The following is a 20,448-nucleotide window of genomic DNA, read 5'->3' as shown; positions in this document are numbered from 1 at the left end:
CCCGACGATGAATTCCCCCACGCCGCCGCCACAGCGCAGCCTCGGTTCGCGCGCCGCTGGCGGCGCAGCGGTGACCATGATCGGCCAGTCGGCCAAGATGGTCGTGCAGTTCGGCGGCATCATCCTGCTGGCGCGCCTGCTGACGCCTTACGACTACGGCCTGATGGCGATGGTCACCGCGATTGTCGGTGCGGCCGAGATCCTGCGTGACTTTGGCCTGTCTGCCGCTGCCGTGCAGGCCAAGCATGTCAGCCGCGAGCAGCGCGACAACCTGTTCTGGATCAACAGCGGCATCGGCTTGTCGCTGTCGGTGATGGTGTACGCCTCTGCCCATGTGATCGCCAACTTCTACAAGGAGCCGGCGCTGGTGACGATCTCCCAGGCGCTGGCGGTGACCTTCCTGATCAACGGCATGACCACGCAGTACCGCGCGCACCTGAGCCGCGGGCTACGGTTTGGCCAGGTCGCGCTCAGCGATGTGGGATCGCAGGTGCTGGGCCTGGGTGCGGCCGTCGCTGCCGCCTTGCTGGGCTGGGGCTATTGGGCGCTGGTGGTGCAGCAGGTGGTGCAGGCGGTAGTCAATTTCATCATCGCCGCGAGCTGTGCACGCTGGTTGCCGGGCGGGTACCAACGCTCGGCGCCAATGCGCGACTTCATGAGCTTCGGCTGGAACCTGATGGCTGCGCAGTTGCTGGGCTATGCCAGCCGCAACGTCGGCCAGGTCATCATCGGTTGGCGCACCGGCCCGGACGCACTGGGCCTGTACAACCGTGCGTTTCAGTTGTTGATGATGCCGTTGAATCAGATCAACGCGCCCGCCACCAGCGTGGCGTTGCCGGTGTTGTCGCAACTGCAGGACGACCGCGAGCGCTTCAGCGCCTTTCTGCTGCGCGGGCAGACGGTGATGGTGCATCTGATCGTCGCGCTGTTCGCCTTCGCCTGCGCGCTGGCCATGCCGCTGATCGTGCTGGTGCTGGGCGAGCAGTGGCGCGAGGCGGTGCCCCTGTTCCAGGTGCTGACGCTGGGCGGTATTTTCCAGACCGCGTCCTATGCAACCTACTGGGTGTTTCTTGCCAGGGGCCTGATGCGCGCGCAGTTGCTGTTCTCGCTGGTTAGCCGCATCGTGCTGATCGGCTGCATCTTCGTCGGCTCGCGCTGGGGCGCGATGGGCGTGGCGATCGGTTATTCATTCGGCCTGCTGGTGACCTGGCCGTTGTCGCTGGTCTGGGTCGGCAAGATCTCCGACGCACCGGTGGTTGCACTGTTCACCAATGCGGTGCGCGCGATGACCGCGTACGGCGTGGCGGGCGTGTGCGCGTATTACGTATCCATCACCGTCGGTGGCCCGCTGTGGCAGCAGCTGGCCGTTGGTGCGGCCACGATGGCGGCGGTCTGTCTGCTGGCGTTGGCGATCTGGCCGGCGTTCCGCCGCGATGTCGTTGCCATTCTCAACATCCGCAAGTTGCTGAAGCAGGCCAAGGCACGCCAATGAGATCGACATCGTCTTCGCCTGCGTTCTTGCATGCTTTCTCCCACTCATTCATAGGACACGGCCCATGAGCGATACACCCGCCGCCGCTTCCGGCATTCGCCGGCCTTGCTATCTGGTCTTGTCCGCCCACGATTACCGCACGCCACGGCGCGCCAATATCCACTTCATCACCGATCAACTCGCGCTGCGCGGCACCACGCGGTTTTTCTCGCTGCGCTATAGCCGGCTATCGCGCATGAAGGGCGACATGCGGCTGCCGCTGGACGACACCGCAAACACCGTGGTGTCGCACAAGGGCGTGGAGTGCTATCTGTGGCGCACGACGGTGCATCCGTTCAACACGCGCCGCGCCTGGCTGCGTTCTGTCGAAGATGCGATGTTCCGCTGGTATGCCGCGCATCCGCCACGCCAGTTGCTGGACTGGATGCGCGAGGCGGACGTGATCGTGTTCGAAAGCGGTATCGCGGTGGCCTTCATCGAGCTGGCCAAGCGCGTCAATCCGGCAGCGAAGCTGGTTTATCGCGCTTCCGATGGTCTGAGCACGATCAATGTCGCGTCCTATATCGAGCGTGAGTTCGATCGGGTTGCACCGACGCTGGATGTGATCGCATTGGTGTCGCCGGCAATGGCGGAGGAAGTGGCAAGCCGCGACAACGTGTATCACGTCGGCCACGGTGTGGATCACAACCTGGATCAGCTGGGCGACCCGTCGCCGTATGGCGAGGGCATCCATGCGGTTGCGGTGGGCTCGATGTTGTTCGATCCGGACTTCTTCGTGGTTGCCAGCAAGGCATTCCCACAGGTCACGTTCCATGTGATCGGCTCGGGCATGGGCCGGCATCCCGGCTATGGCGACAACGTGGTCGTCTATGGCGAGATGAAGCACGCCGAGACCATCGGCTACATCAAGCACGCCCGTTTCGGGATCGCGCCTTACGCATCCGAGCAGGTGCCGGTGTATCTGGCCGATAGTTCGATGAAGTTGCTGCAGTACGATTTCTTCGGCCTGCCTGCGGTGTGTCCGAATGCCGTCGTGGGGCCGTATCAATCGCGTTTCGGCTACACTCCCGGCAACGGTGAGTCGGTCATTGCGGCGATCAGTCGCGCGCTGGAAGCACCGCGCGTGCGTTACCGCCAATGCCTGAATTGGTCCGACACCACCGACCGCGTACTGAATCCAGGTGCGTATCCGGAAACCCGTTTGTACCCGCAGCAAGATGGCGCAGCGGTGCGTGCTTCTTCGGAGGCCGCGCTCTCGCACTGATGCAGCGCACCCAACTTTAGAAGGAGACTGCTCGTTATGGCCAATGCTTTGCTGCAGAAATGGATCGAACATGCGGAACGCCGTGCCTTGTTCTGGTGGCAGCCGAAGAACGCTGGCGTCAACATGGGCGATCATCTGTCCAAGGTGATTGTGTCCTGTGTGCTCTCCTTGCAGGACAAGACGCTGATCGAGAAGCGTGATCTCAGCAAGAAGCTGATCGCCATCGGGTCGGTGCTGCATTTTGCCAAGGACGGCGACACCGTCTGGGGCAGCGGCATCAACGGCAAGATTCCCGCCGAGCGCAATACCTTCAGCACGCTCGATGTGCGTGCAGTGCGTGGTCCGAAGACGCGTCAATTCCTGCTCGACCGCGGAATCGCGGTGCCGGAAGTCTATGGCGACCCCGGTCTGCTGACACCGATGTTTTTCCCCGCCGATGCGCTGGGAATGGCGAACAAGCGCCCCTTCGCTATCGTTCCGCATTTCAACGAGCCGGTCGAGAAGTACAGCGCGTATGCGGACCATCTGGTGTTTCCGAACGTCAAACCTGCAACCTTCATGAGTGCGTTGCTGGGCGCCGAGTTGGTGATCAGCAGTTCGCTGCACGGGCTGATTCTTGCCGAAGCGTACGGGATTCCGGCGGTGTATCTGGATTGGGGTAACGGCGAGGATCGCTTCAAGTACGACGACTACTACAACGGCACCGGACGCATGCAGTGGCACTCGGGCAACAGCGTGGAAGAGTGCCTGAAGCTTGGCGGTAACGGCGATTTCGACCTGGAGAAACTGCAGGCCGGGCTGCTGGCCGCGTTTCCTTACGACCTTTGGTGATTCGATGATGCACGGCCGGCAGGTGGATACGGAGACGACAGCAACCGCCAACACGGCGATGCCGCAGGGCGTGGTGATTCCGCTCGGCGGATTTCCGGTGCTCTCCACCACGCAGGAAGCGTTTGCACTGGAGTTGTTTCACGCATTGGCCGCCCGGCAACCACGCCGGGTGTTTTTCGCCAACACCAATTTCATCGTGCAATGCCAGGCACTGCGTCTGCGGATGCGCGAGCCCAGCGTGCGCATCGTCAACGACGGCATCGGCATGGATCTGGCAGCACGCCTGATCCATGGCCGCCGCTTTGCCGGCAACCTCAATGGCACCGACCTGATTCCGTATCTGTGTCGCGAGGCCGCGCAGCCGCTCAAGTTCTTCCTACTCGGCGGTCGTCCGGGCGTGGGCAAGACCGCTGCCGCGACCTTGACTGGAACCCTGGGCCAGCAGGTGGTCGGCATGTGCGACGGCTACGGCGAATTTGCCGCCGCCGGCGAGGGTCTGGCCGAGCGCATCAATCGCTCGGGCGCCGATGTGCTGCTGGTGGCCTTCGGCAACCCGCTGCAGGAGCGTTGGATCCTGGATCACAGCCACGCCTTGAACGTGCCGCTGGTGTTCGGGGTCGGCGCGTTGCTGGATTTCCTGTCCGGCACCGCCAAGCGTGCGCCGGATTGGGTGCGGCGCCTGCATATGGAATGGATGTACCGGCTGCTCAACGAGCCGCGTCGTCTGCTCAAGCGCTATAGCTGGGATCTGCTGGTGTTCTTCCGCACCTGCCTGCGTGCGGGCAAGCACCTGCCGTGATGCATGCGCGGCGTTGGCTGGCTTAGCATGTAGGCATGCATCCGACCGCCGCCAGCTTGATCCATTCGCTCGAACTCGCCCCGCATCCCGAGGGCGGGCATTTCCGTCGCGTGTATGCGTCGGCTCGCCAGGTCACAGAGGGCGGCCAGCCGCGCCCGGCGCTGACCGCCATCCGCTTCCTGCTTGCTGCCGGCGAATCCAGCGCCTGGCACCGCGTCGATGCGGAAGAAAGCTGGCATTGGCAGCAGGGCGATGCGCTGGAGTTGTCGATCTACGACGAGGCCAGCGGGCAGCTGCAACGCCTGATCCTGGATGCCGCCGAGCGCGGCGAGCCGATGCACGTGGTGCCGGCAGGGTGCTGGCAGGCGGCGCGGTCGCTTGGCGATTTCACCCTGGTGGGCTGCACGGTCTCGCCGGGATTCGTCTGGGAAGGATTCGCACTGCTCGACGGCGGCTCGCCACTAGCTGCGCACCTGGCCAGCCTGGATCCACGCTGAGCCATCGGCGGCTGCGGCGGCGAACATTTCCCTAACGCGGCCATGGCCGGCTTGGCGTAGTGTCCGCGTTCTCACACAGGGGGCGAGACGTGATGCGAGGCCAGCGGGCGGGGTGGGGCGTGGGAATGATGCTGGTGGCGTTGCTGGCGTCGGCCAGCGATGGCACGACGCCGCAGCCGGCCGCGCCATCGCCGCCGGCCGTGGTCGATCTGGAAGCGATGGTGGTGCGCGGCGTGCAACCCGGCCCGGGCCTGTGGAAGGTCAGCAAGGGCGATCATGTGCTGTGGATCCTGGGCACCGTGTCGCCGCTGCCGAAGCGGCTGCAGTGGCAGTCGGCCGAGGTGGAGACGATCATCGGCCAGTCGCAGCAGGTGCTGATGGCCCCAACCGTCCAGATCGATGCGGACATGGGGTTCTTCGGCAAACTGACCCTGTTGCCCTCGGCGATGAAGGCGATGAAGAACGAGGACGGCCGCGAACTGCGCGAGCTGCTGCCGGCCGATCTGTATGCGCGCTGGTCGGTTGCCAAGGCGCGCTATCTCGGCAGCGACCGTGGGGTGGAGCGCAAGCGCCCGATGCTTGCCGCCGGCGAGTTGTATCAGGCGGCGATCAAACGCTCCGGCCTGGCGCGCTCGCCGGTGATCTGGTCGGTGGTGGAGCGTGCCGCCAAGCGCGCCGGGATCAAGCCGACCCCCACCGCGCTGGATTACAAGATCGCCGACCCGCGCCAGGCCATCAAAGAGTTCCGCGCCGGTGGCATGGACGATACCGCGTGCTTCCGCAGCATCCTGGTCACCGTCGAGCGCGACCTGCCCACGATGGTGGAGCGCGCCAACGCCTGGTCGGTGGGCGACATCGAGGCACTGCGCCAGTTGCCACGCGAGGATCCGCAGGCCGCCTGCATGAGCGCCATGGCCAGTTCCGGCGCCGCCAGGAAGCGCGGCATCGACGATCTGGAACGGCGCATGCGCGAGCACTGGCTGAGCATCGCCACCACCGCGCTGCAACGCAATCGCAGCACTTTTGCAGTGCTGCCGATCAGCCGGCTGACCGCAGCCGATGGCTATCTGGCGCGCTTGCAGACCCTGGGATACGCGGTGGAAGCGCCTTGACACATCGGCACAACTGCCCGGCGGTTGTGGTCTGGAACGAGGTGGCGATCGACTGACCGATCGCCGTCCTCGCAGGCGGGCGATGCGCATTGCGCGCTTCGGCGATCGATCGGCTCGGCCCACGCCAGCCACGGTATGCTGCGCGCCTTGTCCAACGAGACCTCCGTGTTGAACGCATTGCCGCTGCGCATTCTGGGCACCGGGCGCCATGTCCCCGCCACGGAGGTGACCTCGCAACAGCTGGATCAACGCTGGCAGCTGCCGGCAGGCACCACCTTCGCGCGCTCGGGAGTGGCCACGCGCCATTACGTGGGCGAGGGCGAGACGGCTTCGTCGATGGGTGCGGCGGCGGCGACCCGGGCGCTGGCAAGCGCGGGCATCGACCCCGGTCAGATCGATTGCCTGATCTCGGCCTGCAGCGTCATGGAGCAGCCAATTCCCTGCCAGGCGGTGCTGATCCAGCGCGCGCTCGGGCTGGGCGATTCGGGCATTCCGGCCTTCGACGTCAATGCGACCTGCCTGAGCTTTCTGGTGGCGCTGGACATGGCCGCGAATGCGTTGGCGCTCGGGCGCTACCGGTGCGTGTTGATTGTTTCCAGCGAGGTGGCGTCGGGCGGGCTGGATGCATCGACGCCGGCCACCGCCGGCCTGTTTGGCGATGGCGCGGCCGCGGTAGTCGTGGGGCATAGCGCTGCCGATGACGGCTCCGCACTGCTGTCCAGCCGCCTGTCCAGTTACGGCGACGGCGCGGAGCTGTGCCGCATTCGCGGCGGCGGCACCCGCTATCCGCGCGGCGAAGAACAGTCGCCCGAGGCCTTGCGCAGCTTCAGCATGGATGGGCGCGGCGCCTACCGGTTCGCGGCGCGCCATCTGCCTGCGTTCTGGGAGCGGTTGCTGGGCGAGGCCGGCACCACCACGGCAGCGTTGCGCTGCCTGGTCCCGCACCAGGCCTCCGGTGGCGGCCTGGATCATGTGGTGCAGGCGCTGGGGCTGCGCCCCGATCAGGTGATTCGCATCCTGCAGACCTCCGGCAACCAGGTCGCCGCCTCGCTGCCGCATGCCTTGCATCACGCCCGGATCGAACAGCGCATGCAGCGTGGCGATCTGGTTGCGCTGCTCGGCACCGGTGCCGGGCTGGCGATCGGCGGCATGGTGTTGCGGTACTAGGGCGTGTGCGCATGTTCCGACCAGGTCGCGCCCTGATGCCGCCGCGCGTGTCGCTCGAGTTGCTGCGCATCGGCCATTGCCGCCATTGCGAGCGCATGGTGCGTGCGGACGGCCACTGGCATGCGGTGGAATTTCCCGCGTTGAGCGTGCTGATCCGGCATCCGCAGCGCGGCGCGCTGTTGTACGACACCGGGTATGCGGAGCATTTTTTCCGCGCGACCGATCCCTGGCCCGAGCGCCTGTATCGCTGGACCACGCCGGTGCACCTGCCCGCGCACGAAACGCTGGGCGCACAGCTGGCACGCCGTGGCGTGCAGCTGGAGGAGATCGCCTGGTGCCTGATTTCGCACTTCCATGCCGACCATGTCGGCGGTCTGCGCGATCTCCCCAACGCGCGCTTCCTGTGCCTGCGCGCCGACTATCAACAGCTGCGCGGTTGTTCGCGCATCGGCGGCCTGCGGCGTGCCTTGTTGCCGCAGCTGCTCCCCGAGGATTTCGATCGGCGCCTGCAGTTTGCCGAGCAGGCGCCGTTGCGTGCGTTGACCGGCGCCTGGCAAGGTCTGGGCGGGGCCTACGATCTGTTCGAGGACGGCAGCGTGCTGGCCGTGCCGTTGCCCGGGCACGTGCCCGGGCAGATGGGCCTGTGGTTGCGCGATCAACACGACCGCGAGGTGTTGCTGTGCGCCGACGCGGTGTGGTCGTCGGCGACCTGGTCTGCACTGCAGTGGCCTGCCTGGCCCACACGTTTGTTGATGCATGATTGGCGCGCGTTCCGGCGCACCGTGCAGCAGCTGCACGCGCTGTCGCATGCACACCCGGAGTTGGCCATCCTGCCGTCGCACTGCCAACCCAGCCTTGACCGTTATCAACCGGAGTGGCGATGAGCCTGCGTATTCTCGTGACCGGGGCATCCGGCTTTGTCGGTGGTTCCTTCCTGCGACGTTTCCAGGGGCGGCCGGGTGTGGAGATCCACGGCATCGGGCGCCGCGCCAGCGAGCTGCCCAACTACCATCGTATCGATCTGAGCCAGCCGTTCTCGTTGCAGTGGCAGCCGGATGTGGTGATCCACGCTGCGGCATTGGCCTCGCCGTGGGGCACGCGCGCGCAGTTCCAGTTGCACAACGTCCAGGCCACTGCCAACGTCATCGACTTCTGCAAGCGCCATGGCTGCCCGCGTCTGCTGTATGTGTCGTCCAGTTCGGTGTTCTATCGCGAGGAGCATCAATACGACCTCAGCGAGGACAGCCCGATCGGGCCGGCGTTCGTCAACACCTACGCGCAGACCAAATACCTTGGCGAAACGCTGCTGGAGCAGTATCCGGGCGACAAATCCGTGCTCCGCCCGCGTGCGGTGTTCGGGCCGGGAGACACGGTGCTGTTCCCGCGCGTGATCGCCGCTGCGCGCAAGGGTGCGCTGCCACGCTTCGTCGGCCAGACGCAGCCGGTGATCGGCGACCTGATCTACATCGATACGCTGTGCGATTACCTCTATCGCGCTGCGACCGCGCCGCAGTTGCAGCCGTCCTACAACCTCACCAATGCGCAGCCGGTGGATCTGCAGCAGTTGCTGTTGGACCTGCTCACGCGCCTGCAGCTGCCGCTGCCGCGACGCGAGGTGCGCATCGCCACCGCACTGCGCATGGCCAGCGTGGTGGAAGCGGCGTATCGCGTGCTGCGCCTGCGCGGCGAGCCGCCGATCACGCGCTTCGGCGTGGGTGCGTTCGCCTATTCCAAGACCTTCGACCCACGCCGCACGCTTGCCGATCTCGGGCCGCCCAGCGTCAGTCTGGAACAAGGCATCGAGGCATTCGTGCGTTGGCAGGCGGCGCAGTGGGCGTAGTCGTTCCGATAGTGGCAGCTGCCTACCTGGCGGTGCTGATGGTCAAGACGGCTGCAGTGCTGTGGGTGCTGCGTGGTGCACGCGCACTGCCAGCGGGGGGCGCCAGCGCAACCCAGGCCGAGGTGGCGATCCTGCAGCCGGTGCTGGGGGGCGATGCGCATTTGCAGCAGGTGCTTGCGGCCAACCTGCAAGCGCTGCCGGATGCGCAGTTTGTCTGGTTGCTGGATGCAGACGATGTCCCGGGAAACAGCGTTGCCGATGCCTTGGTCGCACTGCACCCGCATGCACGCATCCAGCGCATGCGGGTGCCGGCCGCGCCAGCCGGCATCAACCCCAAGGCCTGGAAGCTCGAGCACGCGCTGGCGCATGTGCGCGCGCCGATCAGCCTGGTCCTCGACGACGATGCACAGCTGAGCGCCAGCGCGCTCGCGCGCCTGCTGCAGGATCTGACCGACGCCGATATGGTCACCGCGTTGCCGTACTACCAGGACAGCGCCACGCTGCCAGGCCGGCTGTTGTCGCAATTCGTCAACAACAATGCGGCACTGACCTATCTGGGCTGGCTGCCGTTCGCCGCGCCGCTGACCATCAACGGCATGTGCTATGCCGCGCGTACCGAGCAGCTGCGTGCCTGGGGCGGGTTTGCTGCGCTACTGCAGCAGCTCACCGACGATCTGGCCGTTGCCACCTTGGTGCGTGAGCGCGGCGGGCGACTCCGCCAATCCGTTGCGCCGGTGGCGATGCGCACCGCGATGCCGGATCTGGCCAGCTACGCACGCCAGATGCATCGATGGATGCTGTTCGCGTTGATCCTGCTGCGTCGGCAGACCGTCGGCGTGTGTTCGGCGATCGGCGTGCTGCAGGGGCTGCCGCCGTTGCTGCTGCTGGCCTTGCTGGTCTGTGCCTGCGCGCAGGCGAGCTGGCCGGCGCTGGCCTGGGTGCTGGGCACCGTGCTGCTGCGTGCGCTGCTGCTGTGCCTGGTGCAATGGCGGGTGAGCGGCGCGGTTCGCCACCGTCCATTGCTGTCGGTCGTTGCGGAGTGCCTGCAGCCGCTGCATCTGCTGCATGCGGCGCTGGTGCGCACGATCCGCTGGCGCACCCGGCGTTATCGCGTGTTGCCGGATGGGCATTTTCGTGCGGACTGACAGCGCCAGCCTGCAGATCGCCTTCCTCACCGGGCAAAGCGATCCGGAGAGTTGCGCATTGAGCATGCAGCAACGGCATTTTCTGCAGCAGCTGCAAGGCCCGGGCCGGCGGCTGATCGACTGCAATTATCCGTATCGCTCCGCTAGTCCAACTCACCGGCACATGCCGCTGTGGCGTGCCAGCGTGTCCAACGCGCGCCAGTATCTGGCCGCGCGCGCCGCACGCGTTGCCGATGCGGATCGCATGCGCGTGGTGGCGCTGCTGGAGCAGGCGCCGACGACGGTGCTGCTGGCCGGCAGTTGTGGCCTGCAGCTGCTGACAGCCTTACGGCTGCCGCAGGCGCTGCGCACGCGTCTTGCGGTGTTCGCCTATGGCCCGGTGTGCAATGCGCCTGCCGCGTTCGGGCAGTTGCGCGTGGTCCAGGGCAGCGGCGACTGGATCTCGCGCGCGCTGTTCGCCGGTGCGCCAGATCTGACGCCTGCCTGCGGGCATCTGCATTATCTGTGCGATGCGGCAGTGCTGGCCGAGTGCCAGGCCTTCATCGCCCAGGTCGAGCAGGCAGTGCAGGGGAGGGAACATGCGCATTGATCTGATCGCGCCGCCGTATAGCGGGCATCTGCATCCGATCCTGGCGATCGCCCGGCAGCTGGCGCCACACCACGATGTCCAGGTCATCAGCACGCCGGCGGCACTGGCGCGCATCCGTGCATGCGGACTGAGCGCGGTCAGCGTGCTGGATGCGCAAGCCGATCGGCACCTGCTCGATATCGCCAATCCACCGCATGCGGTAGGCCACAATCCCTTGCGGCTGCGCCGACAGTTGCACAGCGCGCTTGGCCTGATGGCGCGCGTGGGCGATGCGGTACGGCAGCGCTGGCGCGAGCGGAGGCCGGATCTGGTGATCGCCGATTTCACCCTGCCCAGCGCGGGGCTGGCAGCGCAGGCGATGGGCATCGCCTGGTGGACCAGCATGCCGTCGCCATGCGTGATCGAAACCGGCGACGGGCCTCCGGCGTATTTCGGCGGCCTGCTTCCGCCATCCACGGCAGCGCAGCGGATCTGGCAGGCGATGGCGCGGCGGCTGACGCGCGGCTTCAAGCGGAGCCTGCACCTGTGTTACCGCCGTCAGATGCGCGCGTCCGGATTGCCGGCGATCTATCGCAGCGATCGCAGCGAGGCGGTGTATTCGCCGCACTGCATCCTGGCCCTGGGGCTGCCGTCGTTCGAGTTGGCACGGCGCTGGCCGGCGGCGGTGCGCTTCGTCGGGCCGCAGCTGTGCACGCCGCCCGCGGCGGTTGCGCCGCCGCAGTTCGTCCCCGGTCGTCGGCATGTGCTGGTGACGCTGGGCACGCATCTGCAATGGGTCAAGCAGCGGATGGACCAGGTGCTGCGTGCCGTCGCAGTGCAGTTTCCGCAGGTGATCTTCCACTTCAGCGATGGCGATACCGCCGCGCCGCCAGCGCAGACGCACGGCAACTACCAGCGCCTGCCATACGTGGACTACGCACAGCAGCTGCATCGCTACGACCTGGTCGTCCACCATGGCGGTGCCGGCATCCTGTATGCCTGCCTGGCCGCGGGCTTGCCGTCGATCGTCTACCCGCTGGATTACGATCAGTTCGACCATGCCGCGCGCCTGCACAGCGCAGGTGCGTCGTGGTGGCTGCGCGAGCTGGACGGCCTGCCTGCGCTGTTGCGCGCGGCACTTGCCGCCACCGAGCTGCCGGCGGGCGTGCGCAGATTGCAGACGGAGCTGCACGACATCGATGCGCAGGCGCGCATCGTGCGGCTGGTGGAGGCGTTTGCACGCACCGGGGCGGTGCCGCAGGTGTGATGCGTCATCGCGCGGGATCGCTCGTGTTGCGGGTCATTACATCGGCGTCAGCACGCGGCATCCGTCATTGCCGGCACAGGCAGGCGGTTCTGTAACCGCCTGCCGCAACTGCCGCCGTGTGTGACCCGCGCAGGCCTCAGCCTGCAGCGGCATTCAACGCGGGCGGCTTGCCTGCCATCAGCTGCGGCCAGCGCTTGAGCACGGCGGCGCGGATGCCGGCCTGGTCGATGCCGGCTTCGGCCAGCAGGTCTTCGCGGCTGGCGTGATGCTGGAAGCTGTCCGGCAGGCCCAGGTGCAGCATCGGCATGGTGACCGCTTCGGCGTTGAGCAGCTCGGCCACGCCCGAGCCGGCGCCGCCGGCAACGACGTTGTCTTCGATGGTGACGAAGCCTTCGTGGCTCTTGGCCAGCTCCAGCAGCATGGCTTTATCGAGCGGTTTGACGAAGCGCATGTTGACCACGGTCAGGCCGAGTTCGCGGCCGACCGCTTCTGCGGCATCGACGCTGGCGCCGAAACCCAGCAGGGCGATGCGTGTGCCGCTGTGACGCAGCTGCGCCTTGCCGATCGGCAGGCTGGTGAGCGATGCATCGAGTGCGCTGCCCGGGCCGGTGCCACGCGGGTAACGCACTGCCGCCGGGCCTTCGTAACGCACGCCGGTGGTGAGCATCTGACGGCACTCGGCCTCATCGGCCGGCGCCATCACCACCATGTGCGGGACGCAGCGCAGGAAGCTCAGGTCCAGGTTGCCGGCATGGGTGGCGCCATCCGGGCCGACCACGCCGCCGCGGTCGATCGCGAACAGCACGTCGAGCTTCTGCACCGCCACGTCGTGCACCAGCTGGTCGTAGCCGCGCTGCAGGAAGGTGGAGTAGATCGCCACCACCGGTTTGGCGCCCTGGGTCGCCATGCCGGCGGCCAGCGTCACCGCGTGTTGCTCGGCGATCGCCACGTCGAAATAGCGCTGCGGATATTCCTTGCTGAAACGCACCAGGCCCGAGCCCTCGCGCATCGCCGGGGTGATCACCAGCAACCTGGGTTCGGCCGCGGCCATGTCGCAGACCCAGTCGCTGAAGACATCGGTATAGGTCGGCTTCTTGGCGCCGGCCTTGGCGACCAGGCCCTTGCTCGGATCGAACGGGCCCACCGCGTGGTATCCGATCTGGTCGCCTTCTGCCAGTTCGTAGCCCTTGCCCTTGGTGGTGATCACGTGCAGCAGCTGCGGGCCCTTGAGCGTCTTCAGGGTCTTCAGTGCGCCGACCAGGCCGGGCAGGTCGTGGCCGTCGATCGGGCCGGTGTAGTGGAAGCCCATTTCCTCGAACAGCGTGGACGGCACGAACATGCCCTTCCAGTGTTCTTCCCAGCGCCGCACGAAGCGCGCGGTGGGATTGTTCTTCTTGTCGCCGAGGATCTTCTTGCCGCCCTCGCGGATGGCGTTGAGGGTGCGGCTGCCGCTGGCACGCCCCAGCATCTTGGTCAGCCCGCCGACCGCTTCGGAGATCGACATGCGGTTGTCGTTGAGGATCACCAGCAGGTTCGGCTCCGGGTCCATGCCGCCGGCGTGGTTGAGCGCCTCGTAGACCATGCCGGCGGTCATCGCGCCGTCGCCGATCACCGCCACCACCTTGCGCTCGTCGCCGTTGCGCTGCGCGGCGATCGCCATGCCCAGCGCGGCCGAGATCGAAGTCGAGGAATGCCCGACGCCGAAGGTGTCGTAGACGCTCTCTTCGCGCTTGGGGAACGGCGCCACGCCGTCCTTTTGCTTGACCGTGTGGATCTGGTCGCGGCGGCCGGTGAGGATCTTGTGCGGATAGGTCTGATGGCCCACATCCCACACCAGCTGATCGACCGGGGTCTGATACAGGTAGTGCAGGGCGACGGTGAGCTCGATCACGCCCAGCCCGGCCGCGAAATGCCCGCCGCTCTTGCCCACCGATTCGATGAGGTAGGCGCGCAGCTCTTCGGCGATCGCGGTCAGATCGGCCTCGTCGAAAGTGCGCAGATCGTCGGGGGTCTGGATGCGGGACAGGCGCGGATAGCGGGTGGAGTCGATCATCATCGTGTCAATGTTCTGAAGCCGTATTGTCCTCCCCATGCGAAGGCCCGGCAAGCAAACCGGTTCAGCTGTCAGCGGGAAGTGATGGCCGAGCGCGCTGGCAGCGCAGGCGGGCGCGCCGGGTTTCCAGGGCTGCGGCAATCTGCCGCACCTGGGTCAGTGGCCTGGGGATAGGTCAGGGTTGCCTGGCCGTCGTATGGCTCGCGGGTGAAGCCGGCGCACAGGGGAGAACGGGTAGGAGGCCATGCGGGGCAATGCGCCGTCGTGAGCCGATACGCTCGACACCGTCGACGATGCCTCTCTCTCGATCGGCCATTGCCAACGGTCGTGTTTGGCGCTCGCAACATCGCGCCGAGCCGGCATGGCGGACTACAGCGACAGTTTCGAGCGCTTGGGCAACTGCGCGCGCAGGAACGCCATCTGGTCGGAGAGGATGTTGCGGTTGGACAGGATCAGATGTTCGATCCAGCTCGGCCGGTACGGCACGGCCAGCAACGGCATATGCGCCTGCTGTGGCGTCCGGTTGGCCTTGCGCGAGTTGCACTGGAAGCAGGCGGTGACCACGTTTTCCCAGCTGTCGCGGCCGCCCTTGGAGACCGGCATGACGTGATCGCGGGTCAGCTGCGGGCGACTGAAATGCTGGCCGCAATACATGCACAGCTGCGCGTCGCGCGCGAACAGGGCGGTGTTGCTGAGCGTCGGCGTCGGGTCCAGCGCACGCGAACGCGCGTGCCCGCGTGCGGCGATGATGGGATGCAGTTCCAGCACGCTGCGCTCGCCTGTCAGGCGCGAGATGCCGCCATGGATCTGCATGCAGGGCTCGCCCAGCGTCCAGGACACCGCATCGCGTGCGTAAAGACAGGCGGCGTCCTGCCAATTGATCCAGTCCAGCACGCGGCCATGCGCATCGAGCGACAGCAGGCGCAAGGTGGGAAGTTGCTGGATTGCAGCGACAGCGCTGCCCGCGACCGGAGCAGAAGAGCCTCCGGGGAAGATCACATCACCTGCGTGCGTGTCTGTCTCCATCGGGAAAACAGCTTATACCCGATCGTTGACAGTTTGTGTATCGCAGCGAATTGCTTTGGTGCGCGTCTTGCAATCATCGGTCGGCACGTCTCCGCGCAGCCGCCCCGGCCGCCGCGCTGCGCAACCATCTTCTGACGCCTTGCAGGCCTTGCTTAGCCGTGTAGGAGCGCACCTGGGCGCGACGTCTCGCCGATCGGTAGTGCCTCGTCGCGGCCAGGTCCGCTCCTACGACCGCGGCGGAAATCCTGGAATGTTGCCGTAGGCGCGCACCCGGGCGCGACGTCTTGCCGAGCGGTGCCGCCTCGTCGCGGCCAGGTCCGCTCCTACGACGGCGGCGGAATCCTGGGATGTTGCCGTAGGCGCGCACCCGGGCGCGACGTCTTGCCGATCGGTAGTGCCTCGTCGCGGCCAGGTCCGCTCCTACGACGGCGGCGGAAATCCTGCGGTGTTGCCGTAGGCGCGCACCCGGGCGCGAGGTCTTGCCGATCGGTACTGCCTCGTCGCGGCCAGGTCCGCTCCTACGACCGCGGCGGAATCCTGCGGTGTTGCCGTAGGCGCGCACCCGGGCGCGAGGTCTTGCCGATCGGTACTGCCTCGTCGCGGCCAGGTCCGCTCCTACGACGGCGGCGGAATTCTGCGGTGTTGCCGTAGGCGCGCACCCGGGCGCGACGTCTTGCCGAGCGGCACCACCTCGTCGCGGCCAGGTCCGCTGCTACGACCGCGGCAGCCCACCGCGACGATGACGCTTGCTCAGGCTTCGCCGAACAATTCCGCTTCCAGCGTCATCAACGGCGCTGCGCCGCTGCGGATGGTGGCGGCATGGGTGAGCGTGCGCGGCAACACGCGTGCGAAGTAGAAGCGGGCGGTTTCGCGCTTGGCGCGCTTGAACTCCTCGCTGTGCGCGGACGCATCGGCAGCGGCCACGCTGCGCGCCCACCAGTACGCCAGCACCACGTAGCCGGAATAGAACAGGTAGTCGTAGCTGGCGGCGCCGAGTTCGTCCGGGTTGCGGGCGGCGCGATCGAGCACGTCGCGGGTCAGCATCGCCCACTCGCTGCACTTGTCGCGCAGCGGCTTGATGAACTCGGCCAGCGCGGCATTGCCTTCCTGCGCATTGGCGAAGGTTTCCACATCGGCCAGGAACAGCTTGAGTCCCGCCGCCTGGCTGGCAGCGGTCTTGCGGCCGATCAGATCCAGCGCCTGGATGCCGGTGGTGCCTTCGTAGATGGTGGTGATGCGCGCGTCGCGGGCCAGCTGCTCCATACCGTATTCGCGGATATAGCCGTGGCCGCCGAAGCACTGCAGCGCGTGGTAGGTGTTCTCGATCGACCACTCGGTCTGGCAGGCCTTGGAGATTGGGGTGAGGAAGCTCACCAGGGTCTCGGCATCGGCGCGTTCCTGCTCGGAGGTGCCGCGGTGGGCCACATCGACCAGGCTGGCCGCGTGCAGCGCCAGCAGGCGGCTGCCTTCGGTCAGCGACTTGATGGTCAGCAGCATGCGGCGCACGTCCGGGTGCACGATGATCGGGTCGGCCGGCTTGTCGGGGAATTTGGCACCGCTGAGCGCGCGCGACTGCAGGCGCTCGCGGGTGTAGCGCAGCGCGTTCTGATACGCACGCTCGGACAGGCCGATGCCCTGCAGACCCACACTCAGGCGCGCGGTATTCATCATCGTAAACATGGCCTGCAGGCCCTTGTGCGGCTGGCCGACCAGATAGCCTTGCGCGCCTTCGAAGTTCATCACGCAGGTCACCGAGCCCTTGATGCCCATCTTGTGCTCGATCGAGCCGCAGTGCAGCGCATTACGTTCGCCCACGTTGCCGTCGCGGTCCACCTTGAACTTGGGGGTGACGAACAGCGAGATGCCCTTGGCGCCGGCCGGTGCGTCCGGCAACTTGGCCAGCACCAGATGCACGATGTTGTCGGTGAGGTCGTGCTCGCCGGCGGTGATGAAGATCTTGGTGCCGGTGATGGCATAGCTGCCGTCGGCGTTGGGCTCGGCGCGGGTCTTGAGCAGGCCCAGGTCGGTGCCGCAATGTGGCTCGGTCAGGCACATGGTGCCGGTCCAGCGGCCGTCGATCAGTGGCTTGAGGAAGACATCCTGCTGCCAGGTTTCGCCGTGCTGGCGCAGCGCTTCCATCGCGCCGTGCGACAGCAGCGGGAAGTTGCCCCAGGCCAGGTTGGCGGCGTTGATCATTTCGCTCAACGGTACGCCCAGCGTGTGCGGCATGCCCTGGCCACCGAACTGCGTCTCGGCGGTGAGCCCGTTCCAGCCGCCTTCCACGAACTGGTCGTAGGCCGCACGGAAGCCGGGCGGGGTGGTCACCGCGTGGGTGCTCTTGTCGAAGGCACAGCCGATTTCGTCGCCGATGCTGTTGAGCGGCGCCAGCACCTGCGCGGTGAAGCGGCCGGCTTCCTCGAGCACGGCGTCGATGATGTCGGTGCTGGCGTCGGAATAGCCGAGCCGGGCGAACAGGGCCTGCGCGCCGAGCACGTCGTGCAGGGCGAAGCGGAAATCGGTCAGCGGGGCGGTGTAGCTGCTCATGCGGAATCCTTCAAACGAGTGCGGGAAGGCGTGCGCGTCAGCGCAGCACGCCGTTGAGGCCGGGGGCCGGGCTGAGCGTGTTGCGCGACTCGACGCTGAAATCGCGCTGCTTCTTGTCCTGCGGCGTCGCCCACACCGTGCCCTTGAGCGAGTAAGGCAGCGAGCGGCCGCCGGCGAGCACATCGGCCACGGTGAGTCGGCCCAGCGAGGTCGGCTGCACGCTGACGGTCACCACGTCGGCAGTTTCCGGGCCGATCGAGATACCGACGCTCTGGTCGAGCTTGCCGGCCAGCTGATCGCCGGCGGAAATCTCCAGCGCCACGCGCTCGAACTGCATCGGGATGCTGCTGTAGTTCTGCAGCCGCAGATCGACCGACCAGGAGCCGTCGGCACGCACGGTCAATTGCTGGATGCTGGCGGCCGGCTCGGACACGCGGCGGACCGCACCGCCGCAGGCGCTCAGCAGCAGGCCGCAGGCCAGCGACACGATCAGGAGACGGTAGGCACGACGCATGTACTGAGGTCCTTGGCGGGTGTAAGGCGGCGCCAAGAATACTACGCAGTACGGACGCTGCCTTGCTGCCTTGCGGCGTGTCCGTATGCAGGCGTTGCGGCACATCACGCGGCACGGCCTGCGTTCAGGCTGCTGGCGTCAACGCAAGGGCGCAGCCACGATCAGCGGCGACAGGTCGTAGCCCATCTGCGTGGCCTGACGCTTGAGTTGCTCGAACTGCGCGCGCGGCATCTGTGGCGAGCGCGACAGGATCCACAGGTATTTGCGATCCGGCTCGCCGACCATCGCCCACTGATAGTCAGGGTCGAGGGCGATCACCCAATAGTCGGCCCACACCAGCGGCAACCAGCTCAGCCACTCCGGCGCAAAGCGCACCTGCAACTGCCCGGCGTGGCCGGCGACCGGTTTCGCCACTCCCTCGGCCTGCGCCATGGTGCCATTGGCGGTACGGCAGCCATTGCGCACGCCGATCAGTCCGTCGTCGCGCAAGGTGTAGCTGGCGGTGATGTCGCTGCGGCACTTCTTCTGGAACGACACCGGCAGGTGCGCGATTTCATGCCATTGCCCGGCATAGCGCGAGAGGTCCAGCTGCGTCACCGCACGCACCGGTTGCTGCGCAGACGCAGCAAGCGGCAGCAGGAGGAGGAACGACAACAGCAGGCGAGGCAGGCGCATGACGATCTCCGGTTGGCGCGCGCAGGCTAGGCCATCGCCCCCGCCGCGCGGCGTGAACCGGCGCAAGAAATGCAGGCCCTGACGTCAGGCCGCAACAAAGTTCATCGCAACGCTTGCTCAAACTGCGCCTGCTCGCTATGATGCGCGTCCTCGCAACGCAGGCAGCATGTTGCGATAGTGGCCGAGTAGCTCAGTTGGTAGAGCAGGGGATTGAAAATCCCCGTGTCGGCGGTTCGATTCCGTCCTCGGCCACCATTTCTAAGCGTTGCAGCGCGGGCACTTCGCCCCTTCTAACCGCTGCTGATCCAACAGCCTTCCAGGTGATTTGATCCGATTTTGCACCAGTTGCCGAAGTCGGTAGACGTGCTGCGTCGATCGCCAGGTGTTCCGGCGACAAGTGAGCGTAGCGCAAGACGGATTGGTACGAGCGCCAGCCACCCAGCTCCATGAGTGAGCGCAGCGACGTGCCGGCCATGACGTGCCAGCTCGCCCAGGTGTGCCGCAGATCGTGCCAACGCAGTGGCGCGATGCGTGCGCGCCGCTGGGCTGCCTTGAAGCCGTGGTTATTGCCACGGTCGTACGGCTCGCCCTCGTCGTTCGGAAACACCCAGCACGGGTGCTTGCCCTTCTGTGTGGCCAGCACGGCCATGGCCTGGTCGTTGAGCGGTGAGCCGATCGCGCGCTTCGCCTTGACCTGGATGCCGGCCACCCATGCCACCTTGCGGCGCAGATCGATCCGGCTCCACTCCAGGCGCAGCACATTCTGCTCGCGCCAGCCGGTGGCCAGCGCAAAGAGGTAGGGCGCACGCAGGTGCTCGGCTAACTCGTCGTGCAGCCTCTCAGCCTCCCGCACGGTGAGCCAGCGGTAGTCCTCTTTTGCCTTGCCGTTTTCTTGCAGGCGCATCGCAGGGACATGATCCAGCCACCCCCAGCTGTGCGCCGCGCGCAGGATCGAGCGGATCAATGCAAGCATCTTCTCAGCGGTGCAACGGGAGGTCGTGCGTTCGTCCTTACGGCCAGCGCGCTTCACGCGCGGCTCGGCCATGCGGAGGACCAGCAGCTCCGCAAGGAGATCCGAGTCGATCTCGCCCAGCGTTTTCTCACGCAGATGTGCATCCAGCCAGCGCAGGTTATGCAGGTCTTTGCCGAGGCTGCGCTTGGCCTGTTTGTCGGCCAGCCAGCGCGGCACTGCTTCGACCCATCGGCGCTGTGGTTTCTCGCCTAGGCGGCTCGTTCGGTACGTTTCGGCGTGGAGCTTTGACGCCCACTCGGTTGCAAGCGTCCGGTCGGCAGTCCCAGTGCTTCGAAATACGCGCTGTCCGCTTGGGTCGGTGTAGCGGACGTACCAGGTGTTTTTCTTGCCGCGTGGGACGAGGGTGTAGGGCTTCTTGCCATGGTTCACCGGATAGGTAGGCGTCGAGTGCCGCCTTGTGGAATCTCCATCGGCCGCCGAGTTTGCGGCCGGGTGGATGCTTGCGGGTCTTCATCATTCCGCGCAGGGTGACTGGGTGGAGCTTCAGATAATCAGCGGCCTGCGGGAGCGTCATCACCTCGGTGGCTCCGGCATCAACCATCTGCCTCCTCCGCTGCAGCGCCATTCTTTACGAGTCGTCGGAAGATGCAGCGGTGTAACCTAATTGCCTCAATCCACCTT

At 66.4% G+C, this 20,448-nt stretch carries 19 protein-coding genes, 1 tRNA gene and 1 pseudogene; 14 read left to right on the top strand and 7 right to left on the bottom strand.

Features of this window, described 5'->3' with window-relative positions; all coding sequences use genetic code 11:
* Nucleotides 1-7: 7 nt before the first annotated feature.
* The 12 genes from ABQ039_RS12005 (at nucleotide 8) to ABQ039_RS11950 (ending at nucleotide 11,982) form a co-directional block, all read left to right on the top strand.
* The gene (locus ABQ039_RS12005; protein WP_184609224.1) at nucleotides 8-1,492 is read left to right on the top strand and encodes a lipopolysaccharide biosynthesis protein; all 1,485 of its coding nucleotides are present in this window, start codon (nucleotides 8-10) and stop codon (nucleotides 1,490-1,492) included.
* Between the two features lie 64 nt (nucleotides 1,493-1,556).
* Nucleotides 1,557-2,756, top strand: coding sequence for a glycosyltransferase (locus ABQ039_RS12000; protein WP_047128907.1), 1,200 nt, complete (start codon nucleotides 1,557-1,559; stop codon nucleotides 2,754-2,756).
* A gap of 36 nt (nucleotides 2,757-2,792) precedes the next feature.
* Nucleotides 2,793-3,587, top strand: a complete 795-nt coding sequence (locus ABQ039_RS11995) for a polysaccharide pyruvyl transferase family protein (protein WP_184456260.1) — start codon at nucleotides 2,793-2,795, stop codon at nucleotides 3,585-3,587.
* Between the two features lie 4 nt (nucleotides 3,588-3,591).
* Nucleotides 3,592-4,386 (top strand): WecB/TagA/CpsF family glycosyltransferase, encoded by a 795-nt coding sequence (locus ABQ039_RS11990; protein ID WP_161961052.1) that lies wholly within the window; start codon nucleotides 3,592-3,594, stop codon nucleotides 4,384-4,386.
* A 35-nt stretch (nucleotides 4,387-4,421) separates the two neighbouring features.
* Nucleotides 4,422-4,883, top strand: coding sequence for a cupin domain-containing protein (locus tag ABQ039_RS11985; RefSeq protein ID WP_184609226.1), 462 nt, complete (start codon nucleotides 4,422-4,424; stop codon nucleotides 4,881-4,883).
* 92 nt (nucleotides 4,884-4,975) lie between these two features.
* The gene (locus ABQ039_RS11980) at nucleotides 4,976-5,995 is read left to right on the top strand and encodes a TraB/GumN family protein (RefSeq protein WP_184609228.1); all 1,020 of its coding nucleotides are present in this window, start codon (nucleotides 4,976-4,978) and stop codon (nucleotides 5,993-5,995) included.
* Between the two features lie 135 nt (nucleotides 5,996-6,130).
* A complete protein-coding gene (locus ABQ039_RS11975) occupies nucleotides 6,131-7,162 on the top strand; it encodes a 3-oxoacyl-[acyl-carrier-protein] synthase III C-terminal domain-containing protein (RefSeq protein ID WP_184609229.1) in 1,032 nt (343 codons plus the stop codon).
* A 35-nt stretch (nucleotides 7,163-7,197) separates the two neighbouring features.
* Nucleotides 7,198-8,046, top strand: coding sequence for an MBL fold metallo-hydrolase (locus tag ABQ039_RS11970; RefSeq protein WP_349778441.1), 849 nt, complete (start codon nucleotides 7,198-7,200; stop codon nucleotides 8,044-8,046).
* Nucleotides 8,043-9,002: an NAD(P)-dependent oxidoreductase gene (locus tag ABQ039_RS11965; RefSeq protein ID WP_184609231.1), complete on the top strand. Its 960-nt coding sequence runs from the start codon at nucleotides 8,043-8,045 to the stop codon at nucleotides 9,000-9,002. Before ABQ039_RS11970 ends, ABQ039_RS11965 begins: the two co-directional genes overlap by 4 nt.
* Nucleotides 8,993-10,147, top strand: a complete 1,155-nt coding sequence (locus ABQ039_RS11960; protein WP_184609233.1) for a glycosyltransferase — start codon at nucleotides 8,993-8,995, stop codon at nucleotides 10,145-10,147. The genes ABQ039_RS11965 and ABQ039_RS11960 overlap by 10 nt, the downstream gene beginning before the upstream one ends.
* Nucleotides 10,125-10,736, top strand: coding sequence for a hypothetical protein (locus tag ABQ039_RS11955; protein WP_184609235.1), 612 nt, complete (start codon nucleotides 10,125-10,127; stop codon nucleotides 10,734-10,736). The genes ABQ039_RS11960 and ABQ039_RS11955 overlap by 23 nt, the downstream gene beginning before the upstream one ends.
* Nucleotides 10,726-11,982: a glycosyltransferase gene (locus ABQ039_RS11950; RefSeq protein WP_184609237.1), complete on the top strand. Its 1,257-nt coding sequence runs from the start codon at nucleotides 10,726-10,728 to the stop codon at nucleotides 11,980-11,982. Before ABQ039_RS11955 ends, ABQ039_RS11950 begins: the two co-directional genes overlap by 11 nt.
* Before the next feature lie 136 nt (nucleotides 11,983-12,118).
* Here ABQ039_RS11950 and dxs read toward each other — a convergent pair whose 3' ends face one another.
* From dxs to ABQ039_RS11925, 5 genes are all read right to left on the bottom strand, one after another.
* Nucleotides 12,119-14,035, bottom strand: a complete 1,917-nt coding sequence (dxs, locus tag ABQ039_RS11945) for a 1-deoxy-D-xylulose-5-phosphate synthase (protein WP_104607984.1) — start codon at nucleotides 14,033-14,035, stop codon at nucleotides 12,119-12,121.
* Nucleotides 14,036-14,404: 369 nt separating this feature from the next.
* Nucleotides 14,405-15,061 carry an HNH endonuclease gene (locus ABQ039_RS11940; protein ID WP_039815122.1) on the bottom strand — a complete coding sequence of 219 codons (657 nt, stop codon included), beginning with the start codon at nucleotides 15,059-15,061 and terminating at the stop codon, nucleotides 14,405-14,407.
* 750 nt (nucleotides 15,062-15,811) lie between these two features.
* Nucleotides 15,812-17,605, bottom strand: a complete 1,794-nt coding sequence (locus ABQ039_RS11935) for an acyl-CoA dehydrogenase C-terminal domain-containing protein (protein ID WP_126943844.1) — start codon at nucleotides 17,603-17,605, stop codon at nucleotides 15,812-15,814.
* A gap of 37 nt (nucleotides 17,606-17,642) precedes the next feature.
* Nucleotides 17,643-18,119: an LEA type 2 family protein gene (locus ABQ039_RS11930; protein ID WP_039522095.1), complete on the bottom strand. Its 477-nt coding sequence runs from the start codon at nucleotides 18,117-18,119 to the stop codon at nucleotides 17,643-17,645.
* 138 nt (nucleotides 18,120-18,257) lie between these two features.
* Nucleotides 18,258-18,794 (bottom strand): lipocalin family protein, encoded by a 537-nt coding sequence (locus ABQ039_RS11925; protein ID WP_184609239.1) that lies wholly within the window; start codon nucleotides 18,792-18,794, stop codon nucleotides 18,258-18,260.
* Nucleotides 18,795-18,973: 179 nt separating this feature from the next.
* Between ABQ039_RS11925 and ABQ039_RS11920 the strand changes: the two genes are divergently transcribed.
* Nucleotides 18,974-19,049, top strand: a tRNA-Phe gene (locus ABQ039_RS11920).
* A gap of 190 nt (nucleotides 19,050-19,239) precedes the next feature.
* Here ABQ039_RS11920 and ABQ039_RS11915 read toward each other — a convergent pair.
* Nucleotides 19,240-19,698 (bottom strand): annotated as a pseudogene (locus ABQ039_RS11915) (tyrosine-type recombinase/integrase); the annotation flags it as partial.
* Nucleotides 19,699-19,707: 9 nt separating this feature from the next.
* On the opposite strand from ABQ039_RS11915, the gene ABQ039_RS11910 reads away from it, so the two are divergent.
* Nucleotides 19,708-20,019, top strand: a complete 312-nt coding sequence (locus ABQ039_RS11910; RefSeq protein ID WP_349778425.1) for a hypothetical protein — start codon at nucleotides 19,708-19,710, stop codon at nucleotides 20,017-20,019.
* Here the strand turns inward: ABQ039_RS11910 and ABQ039_RS11905 are convergent.
* Entirely contained in the window at nucleotides 19,925-20,284 is a 360-nt protein-coding gene (locus tag ABQ039_RS11905; protein ID WP_374057864.1) for a hypothetical protein, read from the bottom strand. The two genes, ABQ039_RS11910 and ABQ039_RS11905, sit on opposite strands and share 95 nt — an antisense overlap.
* Between the last annotated feature and the right edge of the window lie 164 nt (nucleotides 20,285-20,448).

It is taken from the genome of Xanthomonas sp. WHRI 6108 (assembly GCF_040202385.2).
GTDB classification, from domain to species: domain Bacteria; phylum Pseudomonadota; class Gammaproteobacteria; order Xanthomonadales; family Xanthomonadaceae; genus Xanthomonas; species Xanthomonas arboricola.
This window is presented reverse-complemented; position numbering and strand designations above follow the sequence as displayed.